This window comes from Candidatus Nitrohelix vancouverensis, from assembly GCA_015698305.1.
Lineage (GTDB): Bacteria > Nitrospinota > Nitrospinia > Nitrospinales > VA-1 > Nitrohelix > Nitrohelix vancouverensis.
Genome location: CP048620.1, coordinates 2,648,120 through 2,669,886, shown reverse-complemented (window position 1 = coordinate 2,669,886; position 21,767 = coordinate 2,648,120). Strand labels below are relative to the sequence as shown.

25 protein-coding genes are annotated in these 21,767 nt (G+C 49.9%); 8 read left to right on the top strand and 17 right to left on the bottom strand.

Features of this window, described 5'->3' with window-relative positions:
- Positions 1 to 60: 60 nt before the first annotated feature.
- Genes G3M78_12370 through ilvN form a run of 5 tightly spaced genes read right to left on the bottom strand, consistent with a single transcriptional unit; the run spans position 61 to position 3,867 of the window.
- Entirely contained in the window at positions 61 to 939 is an 879-nt protein-coding gene (locus tag G3M78_12370) for an acetyl-CoA carboxylase carboxyltransferase subunit beta (GenBank protein ID QPJ66146.1), read from the bottom strand.
- A 33-nt stretch (positions 940 to 972) separates the two neighbouring features.
- On the bottom strand, positions 973 to 1,719 hold the full coding sequence (gene pssA / locus G3M78_12365) for a CDP-diacylglycerol--serine O-phosphatidyltransferase (GenBank protein QPJ66145.1): 747 nt from the start codon (positions 1,717 to 1,719) through the stop codon (positions 973 to 975).
- Positions 1,716 to 2,345, bottom strand: coding sequence for a phosphatidylserine decarboxylase family protein (locus G3M78_12360; GenBank protein ID QPJ66144.1), 630 nt, complete (start codon positions 2,343 to 2,345; stop codon positions 1,716 to 1,718). Before G3M78_12360 ends, pssA begins: the two co-directional genes overlap by 4 nt.
- Positions 2,346 to 2,352: 7 nt before the next feature.
- The gene (gene ilvC, locus G3M78_12355) at positions 2,353 to 3,354 is read right to left on the bottom strand and encodes a ketol-acid reductoisomerase (GenBank protein QPJ66143.1); all 1,002 of its coding nucleotides are present in this window, start codon (positions 3,352 to 3,354) and stop codon (positions 2,353 to 2,355) included.
- Positions 3,355 to 3,378: 24 nt separating this feature from the next.
- Positions 3,379 to 3,867, bottom strand: coding sequence for an acetolactate synthase small subunit (ilvN, locus tag G3M78_12350; GenBank protein ID QPJ66142.1), 489 nt, complete (start codon positions 3,865 to 3,867; stop codon positions 3,379 to 3,381).
- Positions 3,868 to 3,985: 118 nt separating this feature from the next.
- Here ilvN and G3M78_12345 point away from each other — a divergent pair, with 118 nt between their 5' ends.
- Positions 3,986 to 4,639 (top strand): endonuclease III, encoded by a 654-nt coding sequence (locus G3M78_12345; protein QPJ66141.1) that lies wholly within the window; start codon positions 3,986 to 3,988, stop codon positions 4,637 to 4,639.
- 23 nt (positions 4,640 to 4,662) lie between these two features.
- Here the strand turns inward: G3M78_12345 and rph are convergent, their stop codons facing one another.
- The gene (gene rph / locus G3M78_12340) at positions 4,663 to 5,388 is read right to left on the bottom strand and encodes a ribonuclease PH (protein QPJ66140.1); all 726 of its coding nucleotides are present in this window, start codon (positions 5,386 to 5,388) and stop codon (positions 4,663 to 4,665) included.
- Positions 5,389 to 5,590: 202 nt separating this feature from the next.
- Here rph and G3M78_12335 point away from each other — a divergent pair, with 202 nt between their 5' ends.
- Positions 5,591 to 7,600, top strand: a complete 2,010-nt coding sequence (locus tag G3M78_12335) for a tetratricopeptide repeat protein (protein QPJ66139.1) — start codon at positions 5,591 to 5,593, stop codon at positions 7,598 to 7,600.
- 78 nt (positions 7,601 to 7,678) lie between these two features.
- Here the strand turns inward: G3M78_12335 and G3M78_12330 are convergent, their stop codons facing one another.
- The 3 genes from G3M78_12330 to G3M78_12320 form a co-directional block, all read right to left on the bottom strand.
- Positions 7,679 to 8,620, bottom strand: coding sequence for a calcium/sodium antiporter (locus G3M78_12330; GenBank protein ID QPJ66138.1), 942 nt, complete (start codon positions 8,618 to 8,620; stop codon positions 7,679 to 7,681).
- A 161-nt stretch (positions 8,621 to 8,781) separates the two neighbouring features.
- Entirely contained in the window at positions 8,782 to 9,111 is a 330-nt protein-coding gene (locus tag G3M78_12325) for a hypothetical protein (GenBank protein QPJ66137.1), read from the bottom strand.
- 155 nt (positions 9,112 to 9,266) lie between these two features.
- Positions 9,267 to 10,211 carry an SPOR domain-containing protein gene (locus G3M78_12320; protein QPJ66136.1) on the bottom strand — a complete coding sequence of 315 codons (945 nt, stop codon included), beginning with the start codon at positions 10,209 to 10,211 and terminating at the stop codon, positions 9,267 to 9,269.
- A 129-nt stretch (positions 10,212 to 10,340) separates the two neighbouring features.
- Between G3M78_12320 and G3M78_12315 the strand changes: the two genes are divergently transcribed.
- Both G3M78_12315 and G3M78_12310 read left to right on the top strand, forming a co-directional pair.
- Positions 10,341 to 11,261 carry a dihydroorotate dehydrogenase gene (locus G3M78_12315; GenBank protein ID QPJ66135.1) on the top strand — a complete coding sequence of 307 codons (921 nt, stop codon included), beginning with the start codon at positions 10,341 to 10,343 and terminating at the stop codon, positions 11,259 to 11,261.
- Between the two features lie 8 nt (positions 11,262 to 11,269).
- Entirely contained in the window at positions 11,270 to 11,473 is a 204-nt protein-coding gene (locus G3M78_12310) for a DUF3565 domain-containing protein (GenBank protein QPJ66134.1), read from the top strand.
- Here the strand turns inward: G3M78_12310 and alr are convergent.
- Complete coding sequence (gene alr / locus G3M78_12305) at positions 11,461 to 12,606, bottom strand: alanine racemase (GenBank protein QPJ66133.1); 1,146 nt, start codon at positions 12,604 to 12,606, stop codon at positions 11,461 to 11,463. The two genes, G3M78_12310 and alr, sit on opposite strands and share 13 nt — an antisense overlap.
- Positions 12,607 to 12,639: 33 nt before the next feature.
- Positions 12,640 to 13,122, bottom strand: a complete 483-nt coding sequence (locus G3M78_12300; GenBank protein ID QPJ66132.1) for a DUF1566 domain-containing protein — start codon at positions 13,120 to 13,122, stop codon at positions 12,640 to 12,642.
- Positions 13,123 to 13,267: 145 nt separating this feature from the next.
- Here G3M78_12300 and G3M78_12295 point away from each other — a divergent pair, with 145 nt between their 5' ends.
- From G3M78_12295 to G3M78_12285, 3 genes are all read left to right on the top strand, one after another.
- Positions 13,268 to 13,582: a hypothetical protein gene (locus G3M78_12295; protein QPJ66131.1), complete on the top strand. Its 315-nt coding sequence runs from the start codon at positions 13,268 to 13,270 to the stop codon at positions 13,580 to 13,582.
- A gap of 207 nt (positions 13,583 to 13,789) precedes the next feature.
- Complete coding sequence (locus G3M78_12290; protein QPJ66130.1) at positions 13,790 to 15,358, top strand: GAF domain-containing protein; 1,569 nt, start codon at positions 13,790 to 13,792, stop codon at positions 15,356 to 15,358.
- A gap of 89 nt (positions 15,359 to 15,447) precedes the next feature.
- Positions 15,448 to 15,957: a response regulator gene (locus G3M78_12285; protein ID QPJ66129.1), complete on the top strand. Its 510-nt coding sequence runs from the start codon at positions 15,448 to 15,450 to the stop codon at positions 15,955 to 15,957.
- Between the two features lie 90 nt (positions 15,958 to 16,047).
- Here G3M78_12285 and G3M78_12280 read toward each other — a convergent pair whose 3' ends face one another.
- From G3M78_12280 to G3M78_12265, 4 genes are all read right to left on the bottom strand, one after another.
- A complete protein-coding gene (locus G3M78_12280; GenBank protein QPJ66128.1) occupies positions 16,048 to 16,275 on the bottom strand; it encodes a hypothetical protein in 228 nt (75 codons plus the stop codon).
- Between the two features lie 145 nt (positions 16,276 to 16,420).
- A complete protein-coding gene (locus G3M78_12275) occupies positions 16,421 to 17,386 on the bottom strand; it encodes a hypothetical protein (protein ID QPJ66851.1) in 966 nt (321 codons plus the stop codon).
- A 184-nt stretch (positions 17,387 to 17,570) separates the two neighbouring features.
- Positions 17,571 to 18,437: a M48 family metalloprotease gene (locus G3M78_12270; protein QPJ66127.1), complete on the bottom strand. Its 867-nt coding sequence runs from the start codon at positions 18,435 to 18,437 to the stop codon at positions 17,571 to 17,573.
- Positions 18,438 to 18,464: 27 nt separating this feature from the next.
- A complete protein-coding gene (locus tag G3M78_12265) occupies positions 18,465 to 19,004 on the bottom strand; it encodes an SH3 domain-containing protein (protein QPJ66126.1) in 540 nt (179 codons plus the stop codon).
- 173 nt (positions 19,005 to 19,177) lie between these two features.
- Between G3M78_12265 and G3M78_12260 the strand changes: the two genes are divergently transcribed.
- A complete protein-coding gene (locus tag G3M78_12260) occupies positions 19,178 to 20,041 on the top strand; it encodes a formylglycine-generating enzyme family protein (GenBank protein ID QPJ66125.1) in 864 nt (287 codons plus the stop codon).
- A gap of 23 nt (positions 20,042 to 20,064) precedes the next feature.
- On the opposite strand, the gene G3M78_12255 is transcribed toward G3M78_12260, so the two are convergent.
- Both G3M78_12255 and G3M78_12250 read right to left on the bottom strand, forming a co-directional pair.
- Positions 20,065 to 20,916: a pentapeptide repeat-containing protein gene (locus G3M78_12255; GenBank protein QPJ66124.1), complete on the bottom strand. Its 852-nt coding sequence runs from the start codon at positions 20,914 to 20,916 to the stop codon at positions 20,065 to 20,067.
- 8 nt (positions 20,917 to 20,924) lie between these two features.
- Positions 20,925 to 21,761, bottom strand: a complete 837-nt coding sequence (locus G3M78_12250) for a biopolymer transporter ExbB (protein QPJ66123.1) — start codon at positions 21,759 to 21,761, stop codon at positions 20,925 to 20,927.
- Between the last annotated feature and the right edge of the window lie 6 nt (positions 21,762 to 21,767).

Genomic DNA, 21,767 nt, shown 5'->3' with positions numbered 1-21,767 from the left:
TTTTTTTATTGTCTTATATTTGAAGCGGTGAAGTTCAGGAATGCTTCCTGACGCGCTCTGTCAGGATTGAGACGCCGGCTGCAGTTGGCTGGGGATCGGCGTGTTCTTCAAATGGCTGAGCAAATTATTGAGGGTGTTTTTCATGGTCCTTCGATGCACGACCTGGTCGATCAATCCATGATCCAGCAGGAACTCAGCAGTCTGGAATCCCTTTGGCAGTTTTTGCTGAATGGTTTGTTCGATCACTCGCGGTCCGGCGAAGCCTACCAGCGCGCCGGGTTCTGCAATGATGATATCGCCGAGCATGGCGAAACTTGCAGACACGCCGCCGGTTGTCGGGTCGGTCAGTATGGAGATATAGGGGATGTGCTGATCGGCGAGACGTTTTAACGCGGACGCCGTTTTCGCCATTTGCATGAGAGACAAGATGCCTTCCTGCATGCGCGCGCCGCCGGAGCAGTTGACGATGATCATCGCCGATTCATTTTTCAAGGCGCGTTCGATACCGCGCGTGATTTTCTCGCCGACGACGGAACCCATACTGCCGCCCATAAAATTGAATTCAAACACGCACAATTCCACTTCATGATCGTTCAGGCGCCCGGTTCCGGAGACGATGGCGTCGTTGCTGATGCCTTTCTTCAGCGTGGCTTTGATGCGGTCTTTGTATTTCTTTTTATCCTTGAACTTCAAGGGGTCGGCGGAGATCAGGTCGGCGTCGTGTTCCTTAAAGCTACCCTGTTCGGTGAGCAGGTGGATACGCTCGCGCGAAGTCAGGCGATAATGATGGTCGCATTTGGGGCAGACTTTGAGGTTTTCCTCAAATTCAGCGGTATAAATTTGTTCTTTGCATTTACTGCATTCGATCCAGATTTCGTCGGGTTTGGTGCTTTTGATGCCGACGCTGGTTTTTGAAATTATTTTATCGAACCAGGACATAGTGTTCCTTGTAATGTGGGTAGGGCTAGACTTTTAGTATTCTGAAGGAGGAACCGGGGAGGTTTCAAGGGATTCTTTTTTCTTTCCCCATTTGCGATAAATGATTCCGAGCGGTCCCAGCATCATATAGGTAAAACTGACCATGAACAGAGCGACTCTGGGGATGGATGCAAAGACGTACAGAGCCAGGATGACAAACAGGAAACGCGCGAAGGAGACGCGTTTCTTGAACTCCAGTTTTTTCAGAGCCGGATACCTGATATTGCTGACCATGAGGAAGGCAAGAATATACACAACCCCGACCATGATGGCGGGATTCATCTGGCTTGCAAACAGGTCTTCAAATGCGATGACAATGGATGCGATAAAAGCGGCGGCGGCGGGAATGGGCAGGCCTATGAAATTATCGCCTTCCTCGTCGGATTTGGTGACGTTGAACCGCGCCAGGCGCAAGGCCCCGCACAATAGGAAGAGAAAGGCCGCCATCCAGCCAATTCGTCCAAAGGGCTTCAATACCCAGGAATAGGCGAGAAACGCAGGAGCCATTCCGAAGGAAATGATGTCGGACAGGGAATCGTACTGCATTCCAAAGGCGCTGGTTGTTTTGGTCAGGCGAGCGACTCGACCGTCGAGTCCGTCGAATATGATAGCGATGACAATGGCCCAGGCGGCGATATAATAGCGTTCATTCAATACTTCAATGAATGCGTAAAAGCCGCAGAACACATTGCCAGTGGTGAATAAACTCGGGAGGATGTAGACGCCTCGTCTCGGCTTCATTTCAAATATCCCAGAATACTGGTTCCGCCTTTCACGATATCGCCGCAGGAAACGGTGATGTTGGTGTCTTCGGGTATGAGCAAATCAACGCGCGATCCAAACCGGATCAGGCCGAAGCGCTGGCCCAGCTGGTATTCGTCGCCGACCCCGGCCCAGCAGACAATTCTGCGAGCGATCAATCCGGCGATCTGTTTAACCAGTATATCGCCGTTTCCAGTGTCGATCACTAAAGAATTTTGTTCGTTGTCGAGCGACGCTTTGTGGCTTGCGGCGTTGAGAAATTTTCCCTCGTTGTATTTGACGGTCTTTATCTTTCCTGCAACCGGTATCCGGTTGACGTGCACGTTGAAGACATTCAGGAAAATACTGATGCGCGTGAACGGACGTCCCAGAAGGGGGTCTGTTTCAGAAATGATTTCGACCACCTTGCCATCGGCGGGAGAGACGATGACATTGGGTTCGGAAGGAATGCTTCTCTCCGGGTCGCGAAAGAAATACAGGACAAAGAGGAACAGGCCGGTGAACAGGGCGCCGATGACATAAAAAGAAGCGGCAAGACACAGCGCGCTGATCAATGCCAGAGGGATGATGAATATATAACCTTCTTTTGCAATGGGTATTCGCATGTGACGCCTATTGAATTTTTTTGCCGACGAAGGGCATCATCTTGCGTAGTTTGTCGCCAACGTCTTCGATGAGATGTTCGGAGTCGTGTTTCAAACGAGCGTTGAAGACCGGTCGGTTGGCCTGGTTCTCCAGAATGAATTCCTTGGCGAACTGACCGCTTTGAATCTCGCCCAGAATTTTCTTCATTTCTTTTCGGGTTTCTTCGGTGATGATGCGCGGGCCGCGGGTGACGTCTCCGTAGGCGGCAGTGGTGCTGATGGAATAGCGCATATTACCAATGCCGCCTTCATAGATCAGGTCGACAATCAGTTTCAGTTCGTGCAGACACTCGAAGTAAGCCAGGTCGGGGCTGTAGCCCGCTTCCACCAATGTGTCGAATCCGGCTCGGATCAATTCGGTGGCGCCGCCGCACAAAACGACTTGCTCTCCGAACAGGTCGGTTTCGGTTTCTTCCTTAAAGGTTGTTTCAAGAACGCCTGCGCGGGTTCCGCCGATGCCTTTTGCGTAGGCAAGGGCGATCTCTTTGGCTTTCTTCGTCGGGTTTTGATAAATCGCCATCAAACAGGGAACGCCGCCGCCTTGTTCAAAGGTTCTGCGCACCAGATGTCCGGGGCCTTTAGGAGCGACCATGAAAACGTCTACGTTCTCCGGCGGCTCAACCTGACCGAAATGGATATTGAAACCATGTCCGAAAGCAATCGCCGCGCCTTTCTTCAAATTGGGTTTGATGTCCTCTTCGTACATCGCCCGTTGTTTGTCGTCCGGGATCAGGATCATGATGATGTCGGCCTGTTTGGTTGCATCCGACACGGTATGAACTTCCAGTCCGTCTTTTTCGGCGCGTTTCCAGAAGGCGCTTTCTTTCCTCAGACCGACGATGACTTTGAGACCGCTGTCATGCAGATTGCGCGCGTGCGCGTGTCCCTGACTGCCATAGCCTACGATGGCGATGGTTTTTTTCTTCAGGATTTTGATATCAGCGTCTTTATTGTAATAAATTTTGGACAAGACTTTTCTCCTACTTGCGGTTTGTTAATTGATGGATTTGTTGCCCCGGCTGATGGCAATTCGCCCGGAGCGTACGATTTCCTTAATTCCAAAGGGCTCCAGTAGTTCTATGAAGCCTTGTATTTTTGCTTCGTGACCCGTGATCTCAACCGTGTATGTGTTGGCGCTCACGTCGACAATTTTTGCCCGGAAGATATCTACAATGCGCAGGATTTCTTCGCGCGCTTTGGCCTCGGCGTGCATTTTTATCAAGACGAGTTCCCGATCCACAAATTTCTCTTCTGTGAGATCGATGACTTTGATAATGTCTACCAACTTGTTCAGTTGCTTGGTGATTTGTTCGATTTTGCTGTCGTCGCCGCGTGTGACGATAGTCATTCTGGAAATACCGGGTTCGCTGGTTTCGGCAACATTGAGGCTTTCAATGTTGAAACCGCGGCCACTGAATAATCCCGATATTCTGGAGAGGACTCCAAATCGGTTGACGACCAAAACGGAAATTGTATGTTGCATGGGATTCGTTAACGAGTGATGTGGCTAACGCCTGAAATTTAAAAACCAATATCTTAACAGATACAAGGTTTTAATGCTATAAGTTTCCCATTAAAAATTAGCTCCTGGAGCATTGAAAATGGATGACGCCTCATTGACGCTTGCGATGCGTCGCCTGAAGAAGGCGATGACGGGTTTGCAGACGCCTGTCGTGGTTTCGATCGGGCAGGGCGGCGACCCTTTTCGCGTCCTGTTGAGCTGTTTGCTGAGTTTGCGGACCCGGGACGAGACGACGGGCCCGGCATCGGAGAGGCTTTTTCAGTTGGGGGACAGCCCTCGAAAACTCCTCAAACATGATGTTTCGGCGATTGAAACGGCCATTTATCCGGTAGCATTTTTCAGGAACAAAGCGAAGACCATACTGGAATTGTGCCGGGAATTGGAAGAAGTTCACTCGGGCAAGGTTCCGAATTCGCTGGAGGGACTGCTCAAGCTGAAGGGGGTGGGGCGTAAAACCGCGAACCTGACCTACACGTTGGGCTTTGGCGGCATGGGCATTTGCGTGGATATCCATGTGCACCGGATCGTGAACCGCTGGGGTTATGTCGCAACGGAAACGCCGGATGATACGGAAGAGGGATTGCGAAAACGTCTGCCGCGACGCTACTGGAAAGGACTCAACGATCTGCTGGTGACCTTTGGGCAGAACATCTGCCGACCCGCTTCGCCCTTTTGCAGTCGTTGTCCCGTTGAAGAAATCTGTGCAAAGACGGGCGTGACTCGCTCCCGGTGAATTGCGTTGGGGCGTTCAAGCCCCTATAGGGGGCCGATTGCTTTTTTCTGAATTTCCACCAATTGAGCGATGCCTTTACCTGCTAATTTCAGCATGGCGTTCAATTGCGTTTCGCTGAAAGGGTCGCGCTCGGCAGTGCCTTGAATTTCGACGTAGCCGCCGCTTCCCGTTTTGACGACATTCAAATCAACGCTGGCGGTGGAATCTTCGGCATAGTCGAGGTCGAGGATGTTGGTTTTCCCGTCCAGTATGCCGACGCTGATGGCGGCGACATAATCTCGAACGGGGATCGTATCGATCAGTTTGTCTTTCTTGAGTTTTTTCAAGGCGAGTACGAGGGCGATGTAGGCGCCGGTGATGGACGCGCATCGCGTGCCGCCGTCGGCCTGGATGACGTCGCAGTCGAGCCAGATGGTGCGTTCGCCCAGCGCCTTCAAATCGACGACGGTTCGCAGGGAGCGGCCAATGAGGCGCTGGATTTCCTGGGTGCGCCCGGTCAGTTTGCCGCGCGAAGCTTCTCTCGGAGATCGCGTGTTGGTGGCGGAGGGTAGCATGGAATATTCAGCGGTGACCCATCCGGAATCTTTGCCTCGAAGAAACGGCGGAATTTTTTCTTCCACAGTGGCGGCGCAAATCACTTTTGTATTGCCCATTTGAATCAGGACCGAACCGTGTGGGTGCATGGTGTAGTTTTTCACCACTTTGACTTTTCTGATCTCATCGAATCCGCGTTCACTCGGTCTATCCATTGTGTCTCCGCTCATATAGATATTAATTTATCTGAAATTATAAAAAAACAAACATCCTAACCCAATTTGCCTCAATTGGTAAGATAGAAATTGAAAAATCAATGTTTTTATAGCTCTATCGGAACACTTGATTATTTGTAACTTATTAAAAAATTTGATACTATGCTTGTCATTATTATGCCCGCAATCATCCTGAGGAATCATGGACTCATACTTTGAAAAAGGCGTCAAGTTAGAGGGAACCCTGTGGGTTAAGGGCGCTGTTCATTTTGATGGAAACTTTCAAGGGGAAATTTTTTCTTCCAGCCATTTTGTCGTCGGCAAGAACGGAAGCCTTGAAGGCAATATCAAAGCCCATAATTTTACGAATCTGGGATCTTTGCGGGGTAATGTGCACGCCGATAATAAACTGGCGCTGGCGGCGGGGAGTAGTCTGGTTGGCGATATTTCGACCTATCATCTGGTGATTGATGAAGGCTCCAATTTTGAAGGTCGTTGCAAAATGATCGACGCGCCTCCCGCGGCGGTTCCTGAGAAAACTCAGAAAGCGGGCAAGCCGCAGGTAGAATCTCCCAAACCAGCTAAAAACGAAGATAAGCCAAAGGCGAAGTCTGGCAAGGGCAAGGCGGTTGGTATAGCGGCGGTTATGGCGCTTGTTGTGGGCGGCGGTTACTACAAGTATCAGGAGCTCATTCCAGGGAATCCCGCAGATTATGTGAATAAAGGAACTCAATTGCTTCAGAGCAGTCAGTTTGAAGATGCAGAGATTCAGTTCAAGAGGGCGATGGAAGTGTCGCGCGCGAATCCTGCGGCGCATGCCGGTTTGGGGAAAGTTTATTTTAACAAAAAAAATTATCGCGAGGCGCTGGCGCAGTTCAAACAGGCTGTTGAATTGAAGCCTTCCAATGTGGATTTTCGTCTGGATCTGGCCATGACTTATTTGGAGTCCGGGCAGGTCGAAGAAGCGGAGCTGGCTTTTAAAAAAGCGGTTGAGGTGGACCCGAACAATCCTGTCGCCTTGTCCAGGATGGGGATGTTTTACAAGGAGAGCGGGGCTGTTGACGAGGCGATTGTATTTTTAAAACAGGCGATTGAATTGAAAGGCGACGATTATCAGGCGCGCAATTTAATCAGCGAACTGCTACTGGAGCGGGAGCAATACGACGAAGCCATCGAGCAGATTCGGGGCGCCTTGGAAATCAAACAAAACGATCCCCAGATGCATTTGGCGCTCGGCGAGGCATTGCTCAAGAGCGGGAAGAAGAAAGAGGCGGCTTCTGAATTCAAAAAAGCGGCGGATTTGTTTCCTAAAATATTCGAAGCTCAAATTCGTTTGGCGGACTGGTACTTTGAACAGGGCGCGCTGGATGAGTCCTTGAGTTCTTATCAGGCCGCGGCAACATTAGAACCTGAAAACCCGAAAGTGCATGCCCGACTGGGAGCTATTTTTGCGGGGAAACGCGATGATAAAAAAGCCCTGGAGGAATACAAAACGGCGTTGAAGCTCAGCCCTGGCGATACTCAGATCATGATGGACAAGGGAAAATTGCTCGTTTCTCTGGGAGATTATAAAAAGGCCAAGGATATGATGACGGAAGTCGTTAAAAAGAATCCGGATATGGCAGAGGCTCGATCCGTGCTGGGCCGGGCGATGCTGGGGCTTGGCGAGTTGGATGAAACACTGAAAATTTTCTCCGAATTGACGGATAAATATCCGGATCGATCAGAGTACCTTTTGCATCTCGGCAATACCCTGTCCGAAAAGAAAGATCTTGAAAAGGCTTTGGAAGTTTTGTTCAAAGCGGAGAAGCTGACACCGGGCGATCCTGAGATCGTGCTTTCCATTTGTACGGTGTATGGCAAGAAAGGTTATTACTCGACGGCGATTCGCCATTGTCGCAAGGGCCTGGACGACAATCCTGAGAATTATGAAATGATGAATCGACTCGCCTGGCTTTACGCCAAAAAGAGAATCTCCGTAGAGGACGGATTGGCTTTGTCAATGAAAACGCTTGAGGTTTACCCGAATCGACATGAATTCATCGACACCTTGTCGGAGTTGTATTATGTCATGGGCGAACAGGATAAGGCGATTGCCAATATCAACAAAGCGATCGAACTGGTTCCGGACAATGCCTATTACAAGCAACAGCTGTGGAAGTTCAAAAATGTGAAACCCAAACCACTGCAGGTCGAATCCGAAACGTCGTGATTTCCCGAAGCATCTCGCAAGCGGTCGATAATCAGGAATCCTGAGCCACACGCAGGACGCACGAAAACCTCTTGGCTTTTAGAGAATCCCGCCAGACTTTGCGCCCAGATAGAAGGTATAGGCACCCAGCAGAATCGCGCCATCCAGCTTTTTTAGATCCATCCCCCGGTAGAGCAGGGCGAGTAACAAGAATGTCGTTCCGGCGCAGTACAGCAAATCGGGCTGGATCGGTTCGCTGATTTTCAAGGGATGAATCGTAGCCGTCAATCCAAGCACCATCAGAATGTTGAATATATTACTGCCAAATATATTGCCGATTGCCATTTCGCCATGACCCTTTTTGGCGGCAATGATGGACGAGGCGATTTCCGGCATACTGGTGCCTGCGGCAACGATGGAAATGCCTATCATCCATTCGCTCACGCCTAGAGATCGCGCTATATTCACCGCTCCATCGACGAGCATTTGCGCTCCCGCAAGCAAACACCCCAGACCGAACAAGGCGAGTAGCCACTGCCAGGCCAGATTGCGACCGGCGAACAAGGAGGTTTCTTCTTCGAAAGAAATTTCGTCGTCGTTATTTTTTCTGAGGGCGAACCAGAGAAACAGAGCCAACAATAAAACCATGACGACGCCTTCAAGTCGGCTTATTTGATAGTCCCATGCCAGCCAGAGAATGAGCAGTGTGGCGGCGATAAGCGGAGGCGCTTCCGTTTTGAACAGGGAGGGTCGGATCGTCAAGGGAATGATGATCGCTGTGAGTCCAAGCACAAGACCGACATTGGCGACATTACTGCCGATCACGTTGCCCATTGCCAGTTCCGGCGCGCCTTGCAGGGAAGCCAGAATGGAGACGGTCAGTTCCGGCGCGGAGGTTCCAAATCCGATGACGGTGGCGCCAATGGCGAAAGGGCTCAGGTTGAGACTTTTTGCGATTCGAATGCAGGCGGTGACTAAAAACTCTCCTCCATAATATAGGGCTCCGAGACCAAGGAGTATTTTGAGAAGATCGATGAGCATGGGTGATAGCGCGGGGATAGTTGGGTTTAAGATGATCGTTCAGATTGGGACAGTTTAGATCACAATGCAATGAAGATGCAATCGAGCAGATGGCTGATGCTGAATTAAAAAAAGGGCGCCTTGCGGCGCCCTTTCATATATCTGGAACGTAGGGGGCAGGCTCAGCTACCTTCTCGTTTGTATTTCTTACCGTGATGGTCTTTATCATAACCCTCGCCATGACCTTTATATTTGCCATGGTGGTCTTTGTCGTAGCCCTCTTTACTGCCATGCCCTTTATAATTGTAGTGTCCCTTTTTATGGTCTTTATCCTTTGCATAATCATGACCGGAACCTTCTTGCTTTGGGGCATTCTCATGGACAGCCGAACTGCCGCTTCCTTCTTCCATCGACATCTTGCCGTGTCCATCGTCGGCCCAGCCATTGCTAGCGATGACTGCGAAAGCCGAGAACAGTATTGCGGGTAAAACGGGTAGAACCTTTTTCATCATCTTCTCCTTGCAACATGTTAGGTGTGAGCGGGACCATCCATATATAATCCCTAGAGTATCAATTTTTGTTAGGTCGGAGAAGTGAAATCAAACTTACGATAATAAAAAATTGAGCGCAGTTTGAGCGATGAAATTCCTGTTTCTGACGATTGGTTTTAATGGATGAAACTATTGCGAATGCCGAGGCTCGCAAGCTTAACCTGATCTTGTTTGGCATTCTTGATAGAGGGGTAGTCCTTGATTTGTACGGTGTAGGTGCGGACTTCTCTCTCTACGGGAGATGCGCTGGAGAGAAAGCCTTTCAGGCTCAGTTCATTTTGCAGTTTGTCTGCGGATTTTTTGCTGGATCGATTACCGGCGATGACGGCATAGTGCCCGGACTCCATCTCTTTCAGGCTGGGTTTGTAACCCTTTTCAGACAGCTCTTTATTTCTGACTTCAGCGGTCTCTATATTGGGGAACACCCCCGCGACAACAGCGTACTGGGTTTTCTTGATGGTCTTGGCGACCACCGTTGCGTCGAATCCTTTTTTCTCAAGTTTCGTTGAGAAATTGTCCGCGTTGCGTTTGACGCTAAACGCGCCCAGTTGCAGAGAATAGGTTTTGCCTGAAACAATACTCTTTTTTTTCTCAACGGATTTTGCCTGAGCGGCGATTTTAGCGGCTTTTTCTTTTTGTGATTTCGGTGTTGGAGCGGCCTGGAATTTAACCGGAGCGGCTGAAGTTTTGGTCACGCGTCCCTGAGGCGTAGGTTTTTTTTCATCAATGGTATCCACAAGGGCAGGCGCGTCGGCCTGAGCTGGTTCAATGTTTTCCGCTTTTTGGGCGATGATGGCGTTGTCCTTTTGAACCGCTTCTATTTTTTCTATATGTTCGTTGCTTTCAAGCAAGCCGGGGTCGAGGGGTTGCGAATTATTCTGTACAATAAAATAAGTAATGGCCATGAAAGCGATTGCAATAGATGATATTCCCAGCGTCTTTGTATTCTTGGTGCGGATATGTTTTTCCGCCTCCAATTCCGCTTCAATTTCAGCATTTTCGACTAAATCTTCCATTTGTTTGCTATATTTGTTGAGAACGTCGATGGGAGTGTCGGTCATGGCGATTTTCTATAAATTATAAGTTTTCAATATCTTACATGGAATAATTCTGTCAAAATTATACGACTGATGGCATCCTGGTGTCAATAACTTTTATAAAATCAATGGTATAGACGGGTTTGGGAGGCGATGTTGGATAAATTCATGCCGGATCTTTCGGTGGATCTGGGTCCTTTAAAATTGGAAAATCCCGTGCTGGCGGCCTCGGGGACCTTTGGTTATGGGCTGGAATACCTTCCATTTGTGGATTTGGATCGCCTGGGCGGCTTTTCTACGAAAGGTCTTTCCCTGCGCCCGAAGGCGGGCAATCCGGTTCCGCGAATGATAGAGACGGAATCGGGAATGTTGAATGCGATCGGTCTGGAAAATATCGGTCTGGAAAAATTTCTCGCTGAAAAACTCCCGCTACTGCATCGATTCAGAGCGCGTATCATCGTTAACTTTTTTGGTCAGACTGAAGGCGAGTATGCCGAGATGGCGGCGGCTCTGTCTGAGGCGGAACGCCTTGACGCTTTGGAGATGAATATCTCCTGTCCCAATGTGGAGCACGGCGGTCAGTTGTTTTGCTCATCGCCGGAGAGAGTCGCATCGGTGGTGTCGGCGACGCGCGCGCGCACTTCCAAACCGCTCATTGTCAAACTGGCTCCCAATGTTCAGGACATCGGAGAGATTGCGCGCGCGGCGGAATCAGCGGGCGCCGATGCCTTGTCGGTTGCGAATACCTACGTTGGCATGTCGATTGATCTGGAGAAACAGGAACCGTATCTGGCGAACAAAACCGGCGGACTTTCAGGGCAGGCGATCAAGCCCTTGTCCTTGTACCTGGTTTATCAAACCGCAAAGGCGGTCAACATTCCCGTGATCGGCGTGGGCGGCATTGCATGCGCTGAGGATGCATTGGAATATCTGATGGCGGGAGCGAAAGCGGTGCAGATTGGCACGGCGAATTTTCTTGATCCTGCGGTCACCATGAAAACGTTGGCTGGCATTGAAGATTATTGCCGGTCGCATCAGCTTGCTAAAATTGCCGATCTGAAAACGATTGCATAACAAAGGACATGTTCCAACGAATCGTAGGGTTTCATCAGGATGAAGAAAATCACTGGGTGGCGGATCTGGCCTGCGGTCACGCTCGTCATATGCGACACAAGCCGCCGATGGTGGAACGGCCCTGGGTCTTGACGGCGGCGGGGCGAAATGAGTTTGTCGGTGAAAGCGTTGAATGCAAGCGTTGCGATGATGAAATGAATCAGGCGTTGTAAACGCGAGGAACGCGCTGACCCACCGCGCATAGTAATTCGTAGGCGACGCTTTGGCAATGCCCTGCGGTTTCTTCCACTGAAATGGCGGCGTCCCCCTGACGTCCGAAAATAACGGCCTCGTCTCCCACACCGACTTCGGGCAGGTCAGTCACGTCGATCAGCGTCATGTCCATACAGACGCGCCCTACCTGACGCACTCTGCGTCCATGAATGAGAACTTCCATTTTATTTGAAAGCAAACGGTGCAGGCCGTCTGCGTAACCCACGCCGATCACGGCGATGCGACTGTCCCGAGGGGTTTTGTAGGTGATGCCGTAGCTCAGGCAGGCGTCTTTGGGCGTGGATTTGATTTGCAGGATTTTACATTTCCAGGTCATGACCGGGCGAATGGGGTCATCCTTGCGAGTCAGTTCGCGCACCATGGGCAACAGGTTTGGCGCGGAGAAGGCGCCGTAAAAGATCAGACCGGGGCGCACCATATCGAACCAGCTTCTGGAGTGATTGACGGTTGCGGCTGAATTGGCGCAATGAACTGGCGGTAATTGCGGGTATTGTTCGCGAAAGGACTGGATGAGAGTCTCAAATTGTCCGAGTTGATAGCGCGCATAATCCTTATCCTCCCATTCCGCGGTCGCCAGATGCGTGAACAAACCGGAGAGTTTGAGGCATTTGGAATCGATCACTCGTTGGAAAAGGGATTGGGCCAGACCGCATTCGATGCCTAGACGCCCCATTCCCGAGTCGATCTTGATATGGACGCGCGCGAGTTTGTTTTGTTTGCGCGCGGCATTTTCGACGGCGTCGGCTTGCGCAAGCGTGTGCAGGGTGATCTCAAGGTCATGGCGGACCATGTCCTCTGCATCATCGGGTAAGAAACTGCCCATTACCAGAATAGGGCTGGACAGGCCATGCTCTCTCAACTCAATCCCTTCATTAACGATCGCGACGCCGAGACAATGCGCCCCGGCCTCAATCGCGGCGCGCGCGCAGGGTACGGCCCCATGCCCATAGGCGTCGGCTTTAACGACGGCCAGGATGTCCACTGTTTGAGGGAGCAGGGACCTCACGGTTTGAAAATTGGAACGGTAGGCTTTCAGGTCAATGAAAGCCTGGCTTGCGCGATGAAAGGCCATAATAAAATGAGTGCAAGTTGGAAGAGGCTCTGATTATTCTCTGCGACTTCTTCCGGTATTGGAGACGCGACCGCTACGTTTTACTTTCGGACCGGCTGTTCTCACAGGCCGACAGGACATGAAACTTTCGCTCGAGGTATTTTTTCGAACGTGATAGGCGCGATCACTATAAAAATTGTAGACCATGGCGTTGATGCCCTTATCTTCAGCGCACCAGTAATTGAAGCCGCAGCCTTCGGGAAATCTCAAGTCGATATGGACGATATCATCATTGAAGTCCATGTTTTTGCTTTCATGATCGTACAGATTCCTGCATTCTTGGGTTGAGGGGAGTCGCCAGTCGGAAAAACCCGCAAAATTGTCTTCGTTCATTTTTTCGACAAATTTACAGGCTCCCTTCCAGGTGCACCATTTCTGTTTCAGCAAATAGGTGTCCTCCTTAAACCACATGAGATTGTATTTGGTGTCGGTCAATGTTCCGTTGTCGTTGTCTTTAAAGCGTTCATCTTCGGACATATTGAAATTATTATTTTAAATTAACGTTTGAGTTCGGTTGATAAATAAATAATATAATATATTACTTTAATGGCGGCGATGTAAAAAAATTAGCGTGTTATATTGGCGGGATGTTCGTAAATTTGTTAATTAAGGGAAAATTTTCATGCCTAAAATCGATATTCAAAGTTTTTTTTACGACCTGATTCACTGCAAAGACAAGGTGCTTTCCACGTTTGATAAATGGGACCAGGTTTACGAGGACGATGAACGGGGTCCTTTGGTTGCTGGAATGCGCGAGTGTAAGGAAGAAGACCTTATCAACCTTCTGATTAACATACAACGCCTGGCTTCGGGTTATGAAGAGATTCAGGAACTCATCACCAAAGCGGAGCAGGATGAGGTGGATGCTCTCGTTGAAGAGACGGATGCTGATAAGGACACTGGAAGCGACGACGAGGATGACGAGTGGTCGGATTAAGTTTTCCTGCCTGGATTTTTATCGATAGAGAATTTTATGGTGATACGGTCGTCCATCGCGAATGCGGGTATTTATGCTCAGAGTCAAGGGGATCGGGTTGTTCCAGGCTTGCATCGAAAGGGCTATTGCACAATTGATTTGCCCTGGACGAGCGCCGATACGGTTTCGTGATATTCAATAAATTGTCCCAAGCGTTCAGCGTGACTTATGGATAAAAAATTAGATCAGGCTTCTCCATTGCCCTACGTCGTGGTTGGGGTGATATTAACGCTGAGTTTTTTTTACATCGATTTTCTCCTGCCCCTGGGCGTTGCCGGAGGCATTCCCTATGTGGCTTTGGTTTTATTAGGGATTCGAACCCGGCGCCGACCTTATGTGCTTGCGGGCGCCGTTACCGGCTCGGTATTCTGCATCCTCGGTCTCTGGGTCTCACCTCCAAGTCCTGATCTATGGCATGCGCTGGTCAACCGCTCTCTGGCATTAATGATGATAATCCTGACTGCCTATTTTGGCGTTATGGAAATTACCTGGGCGGAAGAAAGATTGAATACCAAGGAAACGGAGCGCGCCTATCAGCTCCTTCGGCTCGAGAGTGGTTTTGTTGAGTTGAACCGGGATATTGCTTTCAACACGAATATGAGTCGATCTATGGACGATGCGATCTCATACGCACTGAAGCGGATCTGCGAAGGGACGGGCTGGCCGGTGGGGCATTTGTACCTGACAGAAAAAGATTCCAGCAGTTTGTACCCAACCAAAATCTGGTACATGAAAAACCCAGACCAGTTTGAAATATTTCGAAAAGTTACCGAAGAAACCCGTTTTTCCGAGGGCCATGGATTGCCGGGAAGGGTGGTGGGAGCTGGAAAAGCGCAATGGACCATTGATATTGATAAGGACCCGAACTTTCCCCGCGCCGCTCTGGTCAGCAATATTGGCGTGACTTCCGGTTTCGCCTTTCCCATCCTGATCGGGGCGCAGATCGTCGGGGTCATGGAATTTTTTTCAGAAGTGGGGAAAGAACCCGACGCGCATTTTTTGGACGTCATGGAGAGCATCGGAATTTTGCTCGGTCGCGTTATCGAACGGGGGCAGGCGGATAAAGATAAGGAGGAATTCAATTCTCAGTTGAGACAATTGTATCGCAAGCTGGATTTTGTCCGCGAAGAAGAAAGCAAGCGAATGGCTCGAGAAGTGCATGATGGCCTGGGGCAGGTGTTAACGACTTTGAAAATTGAAATCTCTCTCTTTGACAAACTCCTCAAAAAAAATGGCGTTGACTTGCAGATGTATTCAGAAAATATGGATCGTTTGTACAGTCTGATTGATAATACGATTCAGATCGTCAAAAAAATATCGAAGGATTTGCGACCGCCGATTCTGGATTCTATGAGCATTACGGAGGCGATTGAGTGGCAGGGCGAATCTTTTTACGAAAAGACGGGCGTTAACTTTAGTCTGGAAACTTCTTCCACGGACATTAAACTGGATGAACAACGTTCAATCAGTATTTTTCGGATTTTCCAGGAATGCCTTACAAATATTGCGCGTCACTCTGAAGCGAGTCAGATTGAAGTTGTCATCAAAAGCGACGATCATTTTTTCGAAATGAGGGTCAAGGACGACGGCAAGGGAATGATGCAGGACGAATTCGATAACGAAACTTCGCTTGGCATCATGGGAATGAAGGAGCGAGCGCTGATGTGGGGCGGGGATGTCAAATTGATCAGCGAAAAGGACTGGGGCACTGAGGTTATCATCAATATAAATTTGTAAGATAACTTTGCTATATTATTTTTGGAGAACGGGCGACGGCAGTCTGCTCCGTCAGGACGAGGCAATTTTTATTTTTTTTAAGAGGTTCAATGGGCATCAAAATCGCAGTCGTTGATGATGATGAAACTGTTCTTGAGATGATGCGGTTTCATTTTAAAAATTCATCGGATGTTGACAAGGTGGAATGCACGCAGGACAGTCAACATGCGATTCTTCTGATTCATGATTACAAACCCGACGTCATCTTGCTCGACATCAAAATGCCGGGTTTGGCGGGTGATTTGTTTTTGAGTTCCTTGCGGGCCTGGATTCCAAAGACGCCGATCATCATGGTCAGCGGTGTGACGGATAAAGCGGTGCAGAGGAATTGCCTGGAACTGGGAGCGGTGGCATTTTTGGAAAAACCCGTCGATCTGGATGCGTTGGACGATACGATCCATGAGGCGGCGGGGCGTTTGTCTGCGAACAGTCCTCATCCAGTTCTGGAGGATTCGATGGAATTGGAAATGGTCTTGAAAATTCTTGTGAACGAGGGACGTCTCACGACTAAAGAAGCGCAACTCGAATTAAAGCGGCGTATGCAGGAAGGTGGGAATTAAGGCCCTCAATTACTTTCCATGGACTCCACAGGCATCGCGGCTCTAATGTCTCGTTTCGTCAACCTTGTTTGGGCTGTTTTGTGCGAATTTCTAGTCTTTGGGAAGACGTTGTCGACGTTTCAAATCGCCGATATTCTGGAATATCTGGAGATTGCACTGCGTACAGATCCATCCTTCCCCTGAGTAGATCCAACATTCTTCTTCGACCCACTCTACGGCGTCTTCATTTGTTTCACAAAACTCACCTGTTTTGATGCAATCGGGGGCTATTTTTAATTGGCATTCGACGGCGTACTGGTCGTCTTTTTCAATATACATTGTGTGAAATCCCTTTAGTAAAAATGTATGGGAGTAAATATTTGTAAGTAGTTTAGCAAATTGACCGGGCGATTGCATTCCTGTCGCAGAAAAAAATAAACATTGCGAATATCAGGATTGGTCGAACGCGGTTATGTAACGAGGATTATTCCAGATTCAAAAAACTGTCGCCGTCCGGATGGCGCCAGAAACGACTCACGCTGTAATGGGAGCCGATCCATATGGAGTGGTCGTCGCCGAATTCGAGGCTGAAAATATAATCTCCCTTCAGTCCGTTGGTTCGACCAAAATTAGTGAATTGAGCGCCATCGAATCGGCTCAAGCCTGCATTGGTCCCGATCCACAGGCGGTTGTCGGGGCCTTCCTTGATTTCAAGAATGTAATTGCCGGGCAAGCCATCCTGCACGGTGAATGTGCGCAATGTTTCTGTTTCCGGGTCGAGCAAGGTCAAACCGCCTCCCCAGGAACCGATCCATAGTCTTCCTCTTTCATCCATTCGCATGGACACGACATAGTTGGGCCGGTAGGTCTGGTTGGATGCGTTTGGAATATCTTCGCTTTGTTGTTCGTGGTGACTTCCCTGCAGGTAATCTGTCATCCCGAGGTTGTCTTGGCTGACTTGAGAGAGGGGCGCGCTCAATCCATTGTCGTGATTCCAGGACTTCCAGCGTTGTCCATCGTAGGAGGAAACGCCGGATTCGGTTCCGAACCACACGACGCCGTTCTTTGCGATCTCGATAGCGTAGACCCAGTCGTCTATCAATCCGCCCTGAGTGTTTTCCCGGGTGAAGCTCTCCCATGAGCTTCGCTCAAAGGGGTCGCCGATCACACGATTGGCTCCGCTCCAGGTCGCGATCCAGGTTTGATCCTTGTTGAATTCCACGTCGTACACGAAGGCGTCGCACAAACCTTGCGGCGTGTTGATATTGCGCCACACGCCCTTGTCCTGATAACTGAGCCCACCGCCGTAGGTGCCGACCCAGGGCCGACCCTGGGGGTCTTTCAGGATATTGAAAATTCCGTTGCTGAGAAGAACGTTGGTGTTGTCGTAAATTTCGTAATCGGATTGGGACTGGGAGTCGTAACGAATGACTCCGAGCGAGGTTCCTATCCACACGCTCTGGTCGATCCATTGGATCGACTTGACGTTTCTTGCATTCAACTCATAAACATCGTTGTGCAGGATGTGCGGGTAAAGTGCGCCTGTGGTTTGTTTGGCTATGGGCTGGTCGAAGGCATCGGCGGCGCCGACTGTATGAAATAGAAGGAACAGTTGGAACAGAAAACGCATGCGATCAAAGTCTACCGCGCACTGCCGATAGATAGGCCTCTCCAAACAAGGGGCCGGTGGGCGGGTGGTGATTGGCCAATTGCGAAATGAGTTTGGCGGATCGGTCTGCGGGGCCGGGGTGCGTGCTGAGCAGGGCGGACGAGCCGCCGGGCAGGGATTTTTCAAGAATGCCGAGAAAATCATTCAATCCAGAGGGGGCGTAGCCCAGCCGCGCGGCGTATTCCGAGCCGACTTTATCCGCTTCGTATTCCAGTTCCTTGTCCAGACCGTGAGTGAACAGGATTTCCATAGCCTGTTCTAGCACCTTGTCGAAGAGCGCCGGGTCTTGTCCTAAAAGGGAAATCGAGAGCGCGCCAAAGCCGGATAATTTTTTGCTTCTTTCCATCGTTTTCAATGCGTGTTTTTCGCTGATATGCGCGACTTCGTGACCGAGCACCCCGGCTAACTGAGCCTCATTTTGAGCCAGTTTCAGCAATCCCGTGCTTAGAAAGACATAACCGCCCGGAGCGGCGAAGGCATTGGGCGTGTCTGAATCGACGACGGCAAAATAATAGTCAATGTCTGGTCGGTCCGATACTTCCGCGATGGCATGCCCGACGAGGGAGACGTAGCGTTGCAGGGCCGGGTCCTCGCGTCGCGGGCCGAATCGGTTGAACACCTGGATGGCCAGTGAGCCGCCGATGGATTTTTCCTCTTCCAGTCCGATGGGTTGTAGCGATTGAGCCGCTTTAATACCGCCTTGACCGATATTGTAGGCCTGATAGGTTTCAATCGCCGGGGCGACGGCGGCGACACATCCCGCGCCCGCGATGAGCAGGGCGATTCCTGTAATCAGTCCTGAAAGTGTGTGATTTGATTTATTTTTTTTCATGACGCATTCGGCTTATGTGGTCAGACTTTATTTGGAAAAGGGACCTAGTTTTCTCTGCGCTAAAAACTGCTTCAGTTCTGTGCTTGTGATCTTTAAATTTTCCATATCCTTGACTGCCTGAATGTCTGCATCAGAGATGCCTTTGTCCTTTGCATGTTTTTCTGAAACGGGACTGAGTCCGCGAATGCTGGAGCTGGAGGCCGATTCGCTCGCTGAAACATCGCTTCGACCGCCCAGAGCCGCCAGCAATCCGCCTCCTCCGTCGCTTTGCTCGGGGGCCGAATCGGATAGATGGAATTTGAAGATCCAGCCTGTCTTGCCAGATTCCGTCTTGGCCTGATAGTACTTGCCGTCTTTTTTAAGGATTTCGACGGATTCGCCCTTGCTCAGAGTTCCTATATCTTTCGCGGAGCCGGAGGCGCTCTCTTTCAATACAACGTCGGCTTTTTTGCTGTACATGGTTTCTGCAAACGCCGTGTTGGATATGGAACTGAGAAGAGCGATGGCGAGGATCAAAACCGCCTTGCGTAGTGCGTGTCGAAATTTTGATTTGGAATGAATTCGCATGACCTTAAATTAGTTGCAATTGCGCCAGGCGTCAATAGATTTTTAGGACTTGATAGGGAGCGGATAGTGGATGTCTCGACCTTTTCTTGTGTAGCGGAATGATTTCTCGATCTTCTGTAATTAGCGTATATTGGACGCTCTTATTTTAAATTTTTTCTAAGGTTGCATTTTCGATGATTAACGCTCGTATTGGATTATTTGTTCTTATCGCTTTTATCGGCGCTTGTGGAAATGGCGAGGCTACAAAAAAATCTCTGGCTCCGCTTTGGGTTTCGCCGGTTGATAATAAAGAAATGGTGCTTGTTCCCGCCGGTGAATTCATCATGGGCACGGACAAAGTCGACACGGAGAATCAACACCAGAAAATTGGAGCTGTGAAGGAGTTGTATGTCGATCAGCATCCTGAACGCAAGCTGACGCTCGACGCTTATTATATTGACAAGCACGAGGTCACGATTGGCGAGTACAAACGTTTCATTGAAGACACGGGGTATGATGAATACCCGGCGAACTGGGTCGAGGGGAATCCGCCTGAAGGTATGGATGATTTTCCGGTGACGCATATCACCTGGGCCGAGGCGCTCACCTACGCCTTGTGGGCGGGCAAGCGTTTGCCGACGGAAGCGCAATGGGAAAAAGCCGCGCGCGGCCCGAATGGTTCCTTATATCCCTGGGGCAACGAATACGAGAAGGGTCAGGCGAATATTGATATTGAAGCGACGCGCGACGTCGCCGCGGTGGGTTCCTTTCCCAAAGATGTCAGTCCTTACGGGGCCTTGGATATGGCGGGAAATGTGATGGAGTGGACCTCGGACTGGTATCAGGCTTACCCGGGAAACGACTACAAGGATCCCCGCTTTGGAATGAATTTTAGAGTTTTACGCGGAAGCAGTTTCCAAAAAGCCGGACATTACTTTCTCGATGCCTACCATTACGCCTTCTCCCGAACCGAAGTGGACCCGGACGGTTATTATGAAAACGTCGGCTTCCGTTGCGTGAAGGCGATTGAAACGAAGTCGGCGTCAGAAAAGAAATAGCCGTTTGGCTGAGAAGAGGGGGGTTACTGGAGAACGGTGTTGTCCAGTTTCGCGCCCTTGGTGACGGCTTTAGCTATGTTCGCGTCGACCAGATAGGCGTCGGTGAGATCGGCGTTGGTGAAATTGGCGCCGTGTAAATTGGCTTCGAGTAGAAATGCATTCTGAAGGTTGGAGTTTTCAAAATTGGCATAGGTCATGTCCGTGCCTTCAAAATTGGTTTCAGTCCCTTCAATTCCTGAACAATGGGCGTCTTTCAATTCAGCGCCGGTCAGATTGGCGTTATTGAGCTTGACGTCCTTGAAGGTGCAGGTGTTCAGATCGGCGTATTTCAAAATCGCACCGGACAGTTCGACATTGGTCAGCTTGGAATAGCTGAGGTCCGATCCTCTGGCGTTGACCCCTTTCATGTTGCATTCGCTCAGTTCCAATTGTTTCAAATAGGCGTACATCAGGCGCGAAAAGGATAAATTGGATTTCTCCATGATGGCGGAATACATATTGGAGTAATTGCAATTGGCCCCGCGCAGGTCGCAGTTTTTGAAAGTCGCCGACATGAATTCGGAGTTTTCCATACTGCAGTTGGTGAATGTGCAGTCGATCAGAGTCGCTTCTTCAAAATTTGCTTCGCTGAGATTTGCATTTGAAAAAATCACGTTTTTCAAACGCGCCTTTTTGAACGAAACCTGTTGCATGGAGGCGTTGGTGAAATTGATGCCTCTGAGTTCGGATTCCGACAAATTGGCTTCCATGAAAGTCGCGTAGATAAAACTCGCGCTACTCATGCTGATGCCTTTCAGGTTGTTGCCGCTGAAGTCGGCGCCGTCTTGCTTGGAATCTTTTGCCAGCGTGGTTAGAAGATCGTCAACGTCGGACATGGTTTACCTTACTTCCTGATTGCCGGAGGCAACATGGTGTTCATGTTTCTCTGGATTTTTTGTGGATTGTTTCGATCATGAATGCCGAGCACGCCGACGCGAATGATTTTATAGGTCAGGCTTTCCGCATCTGTTTTTGACGCGAGCTTGGCGACGATGGGCGTGATGATCAGATTGGCGACGATGATGCCGTAAAAGGTTGTGATCAATGCAGTGGCCAGGGCCGGGCCGATCGTCGACGGATCGTCGATATGCATGAGCATCTGAATGAGACCGATGAGGGTTCCCGCCATTCCAAAAACCGGAGCTTGCACCGCCATGAAGCGCAAAATTTTCTGGCCTGAGTTGTGTCGCTCTACCAGCGATGTCAGTTCGCGGTCCAGGATTTCATGAATTTCTCTCCCGTTGTAACCGTCGACAATCATCGCGATCCCGTTCTTGAGGTAGGGATTATCGATTTTACCCTCTTCATTTTCCAGTTGCTTCATTCCGCCGGAACGGTATTTGGTCGCCAGCTTCATGATCGAGTCCACATGGTCGGCGGGCGTTTGGTTGTCGGGGCGATAGGCGTTATAGATCACCGGGAACATGACCAATATCTTTTTCGAGGGAAAGGCGATGAACGAAGTGGCAAGGGTGCCGCCAATAACGATCAACATTCCGTTGATGTTGACGAAGACTTCGGGGTCGCCGCCACGAATGATCGCGGTGATGATCAAAAAAGTTCCGCCCAGGGTTCCCAACAGGGTTCCGGTATCTATTCCCGTTTCGGGCTGGGCCGCCTGTGCATCGCCGCGTTGTCTTACATCGGCGACGCCTTCTGCTTCCTTGGTTGCTGTTGCCATTATCTG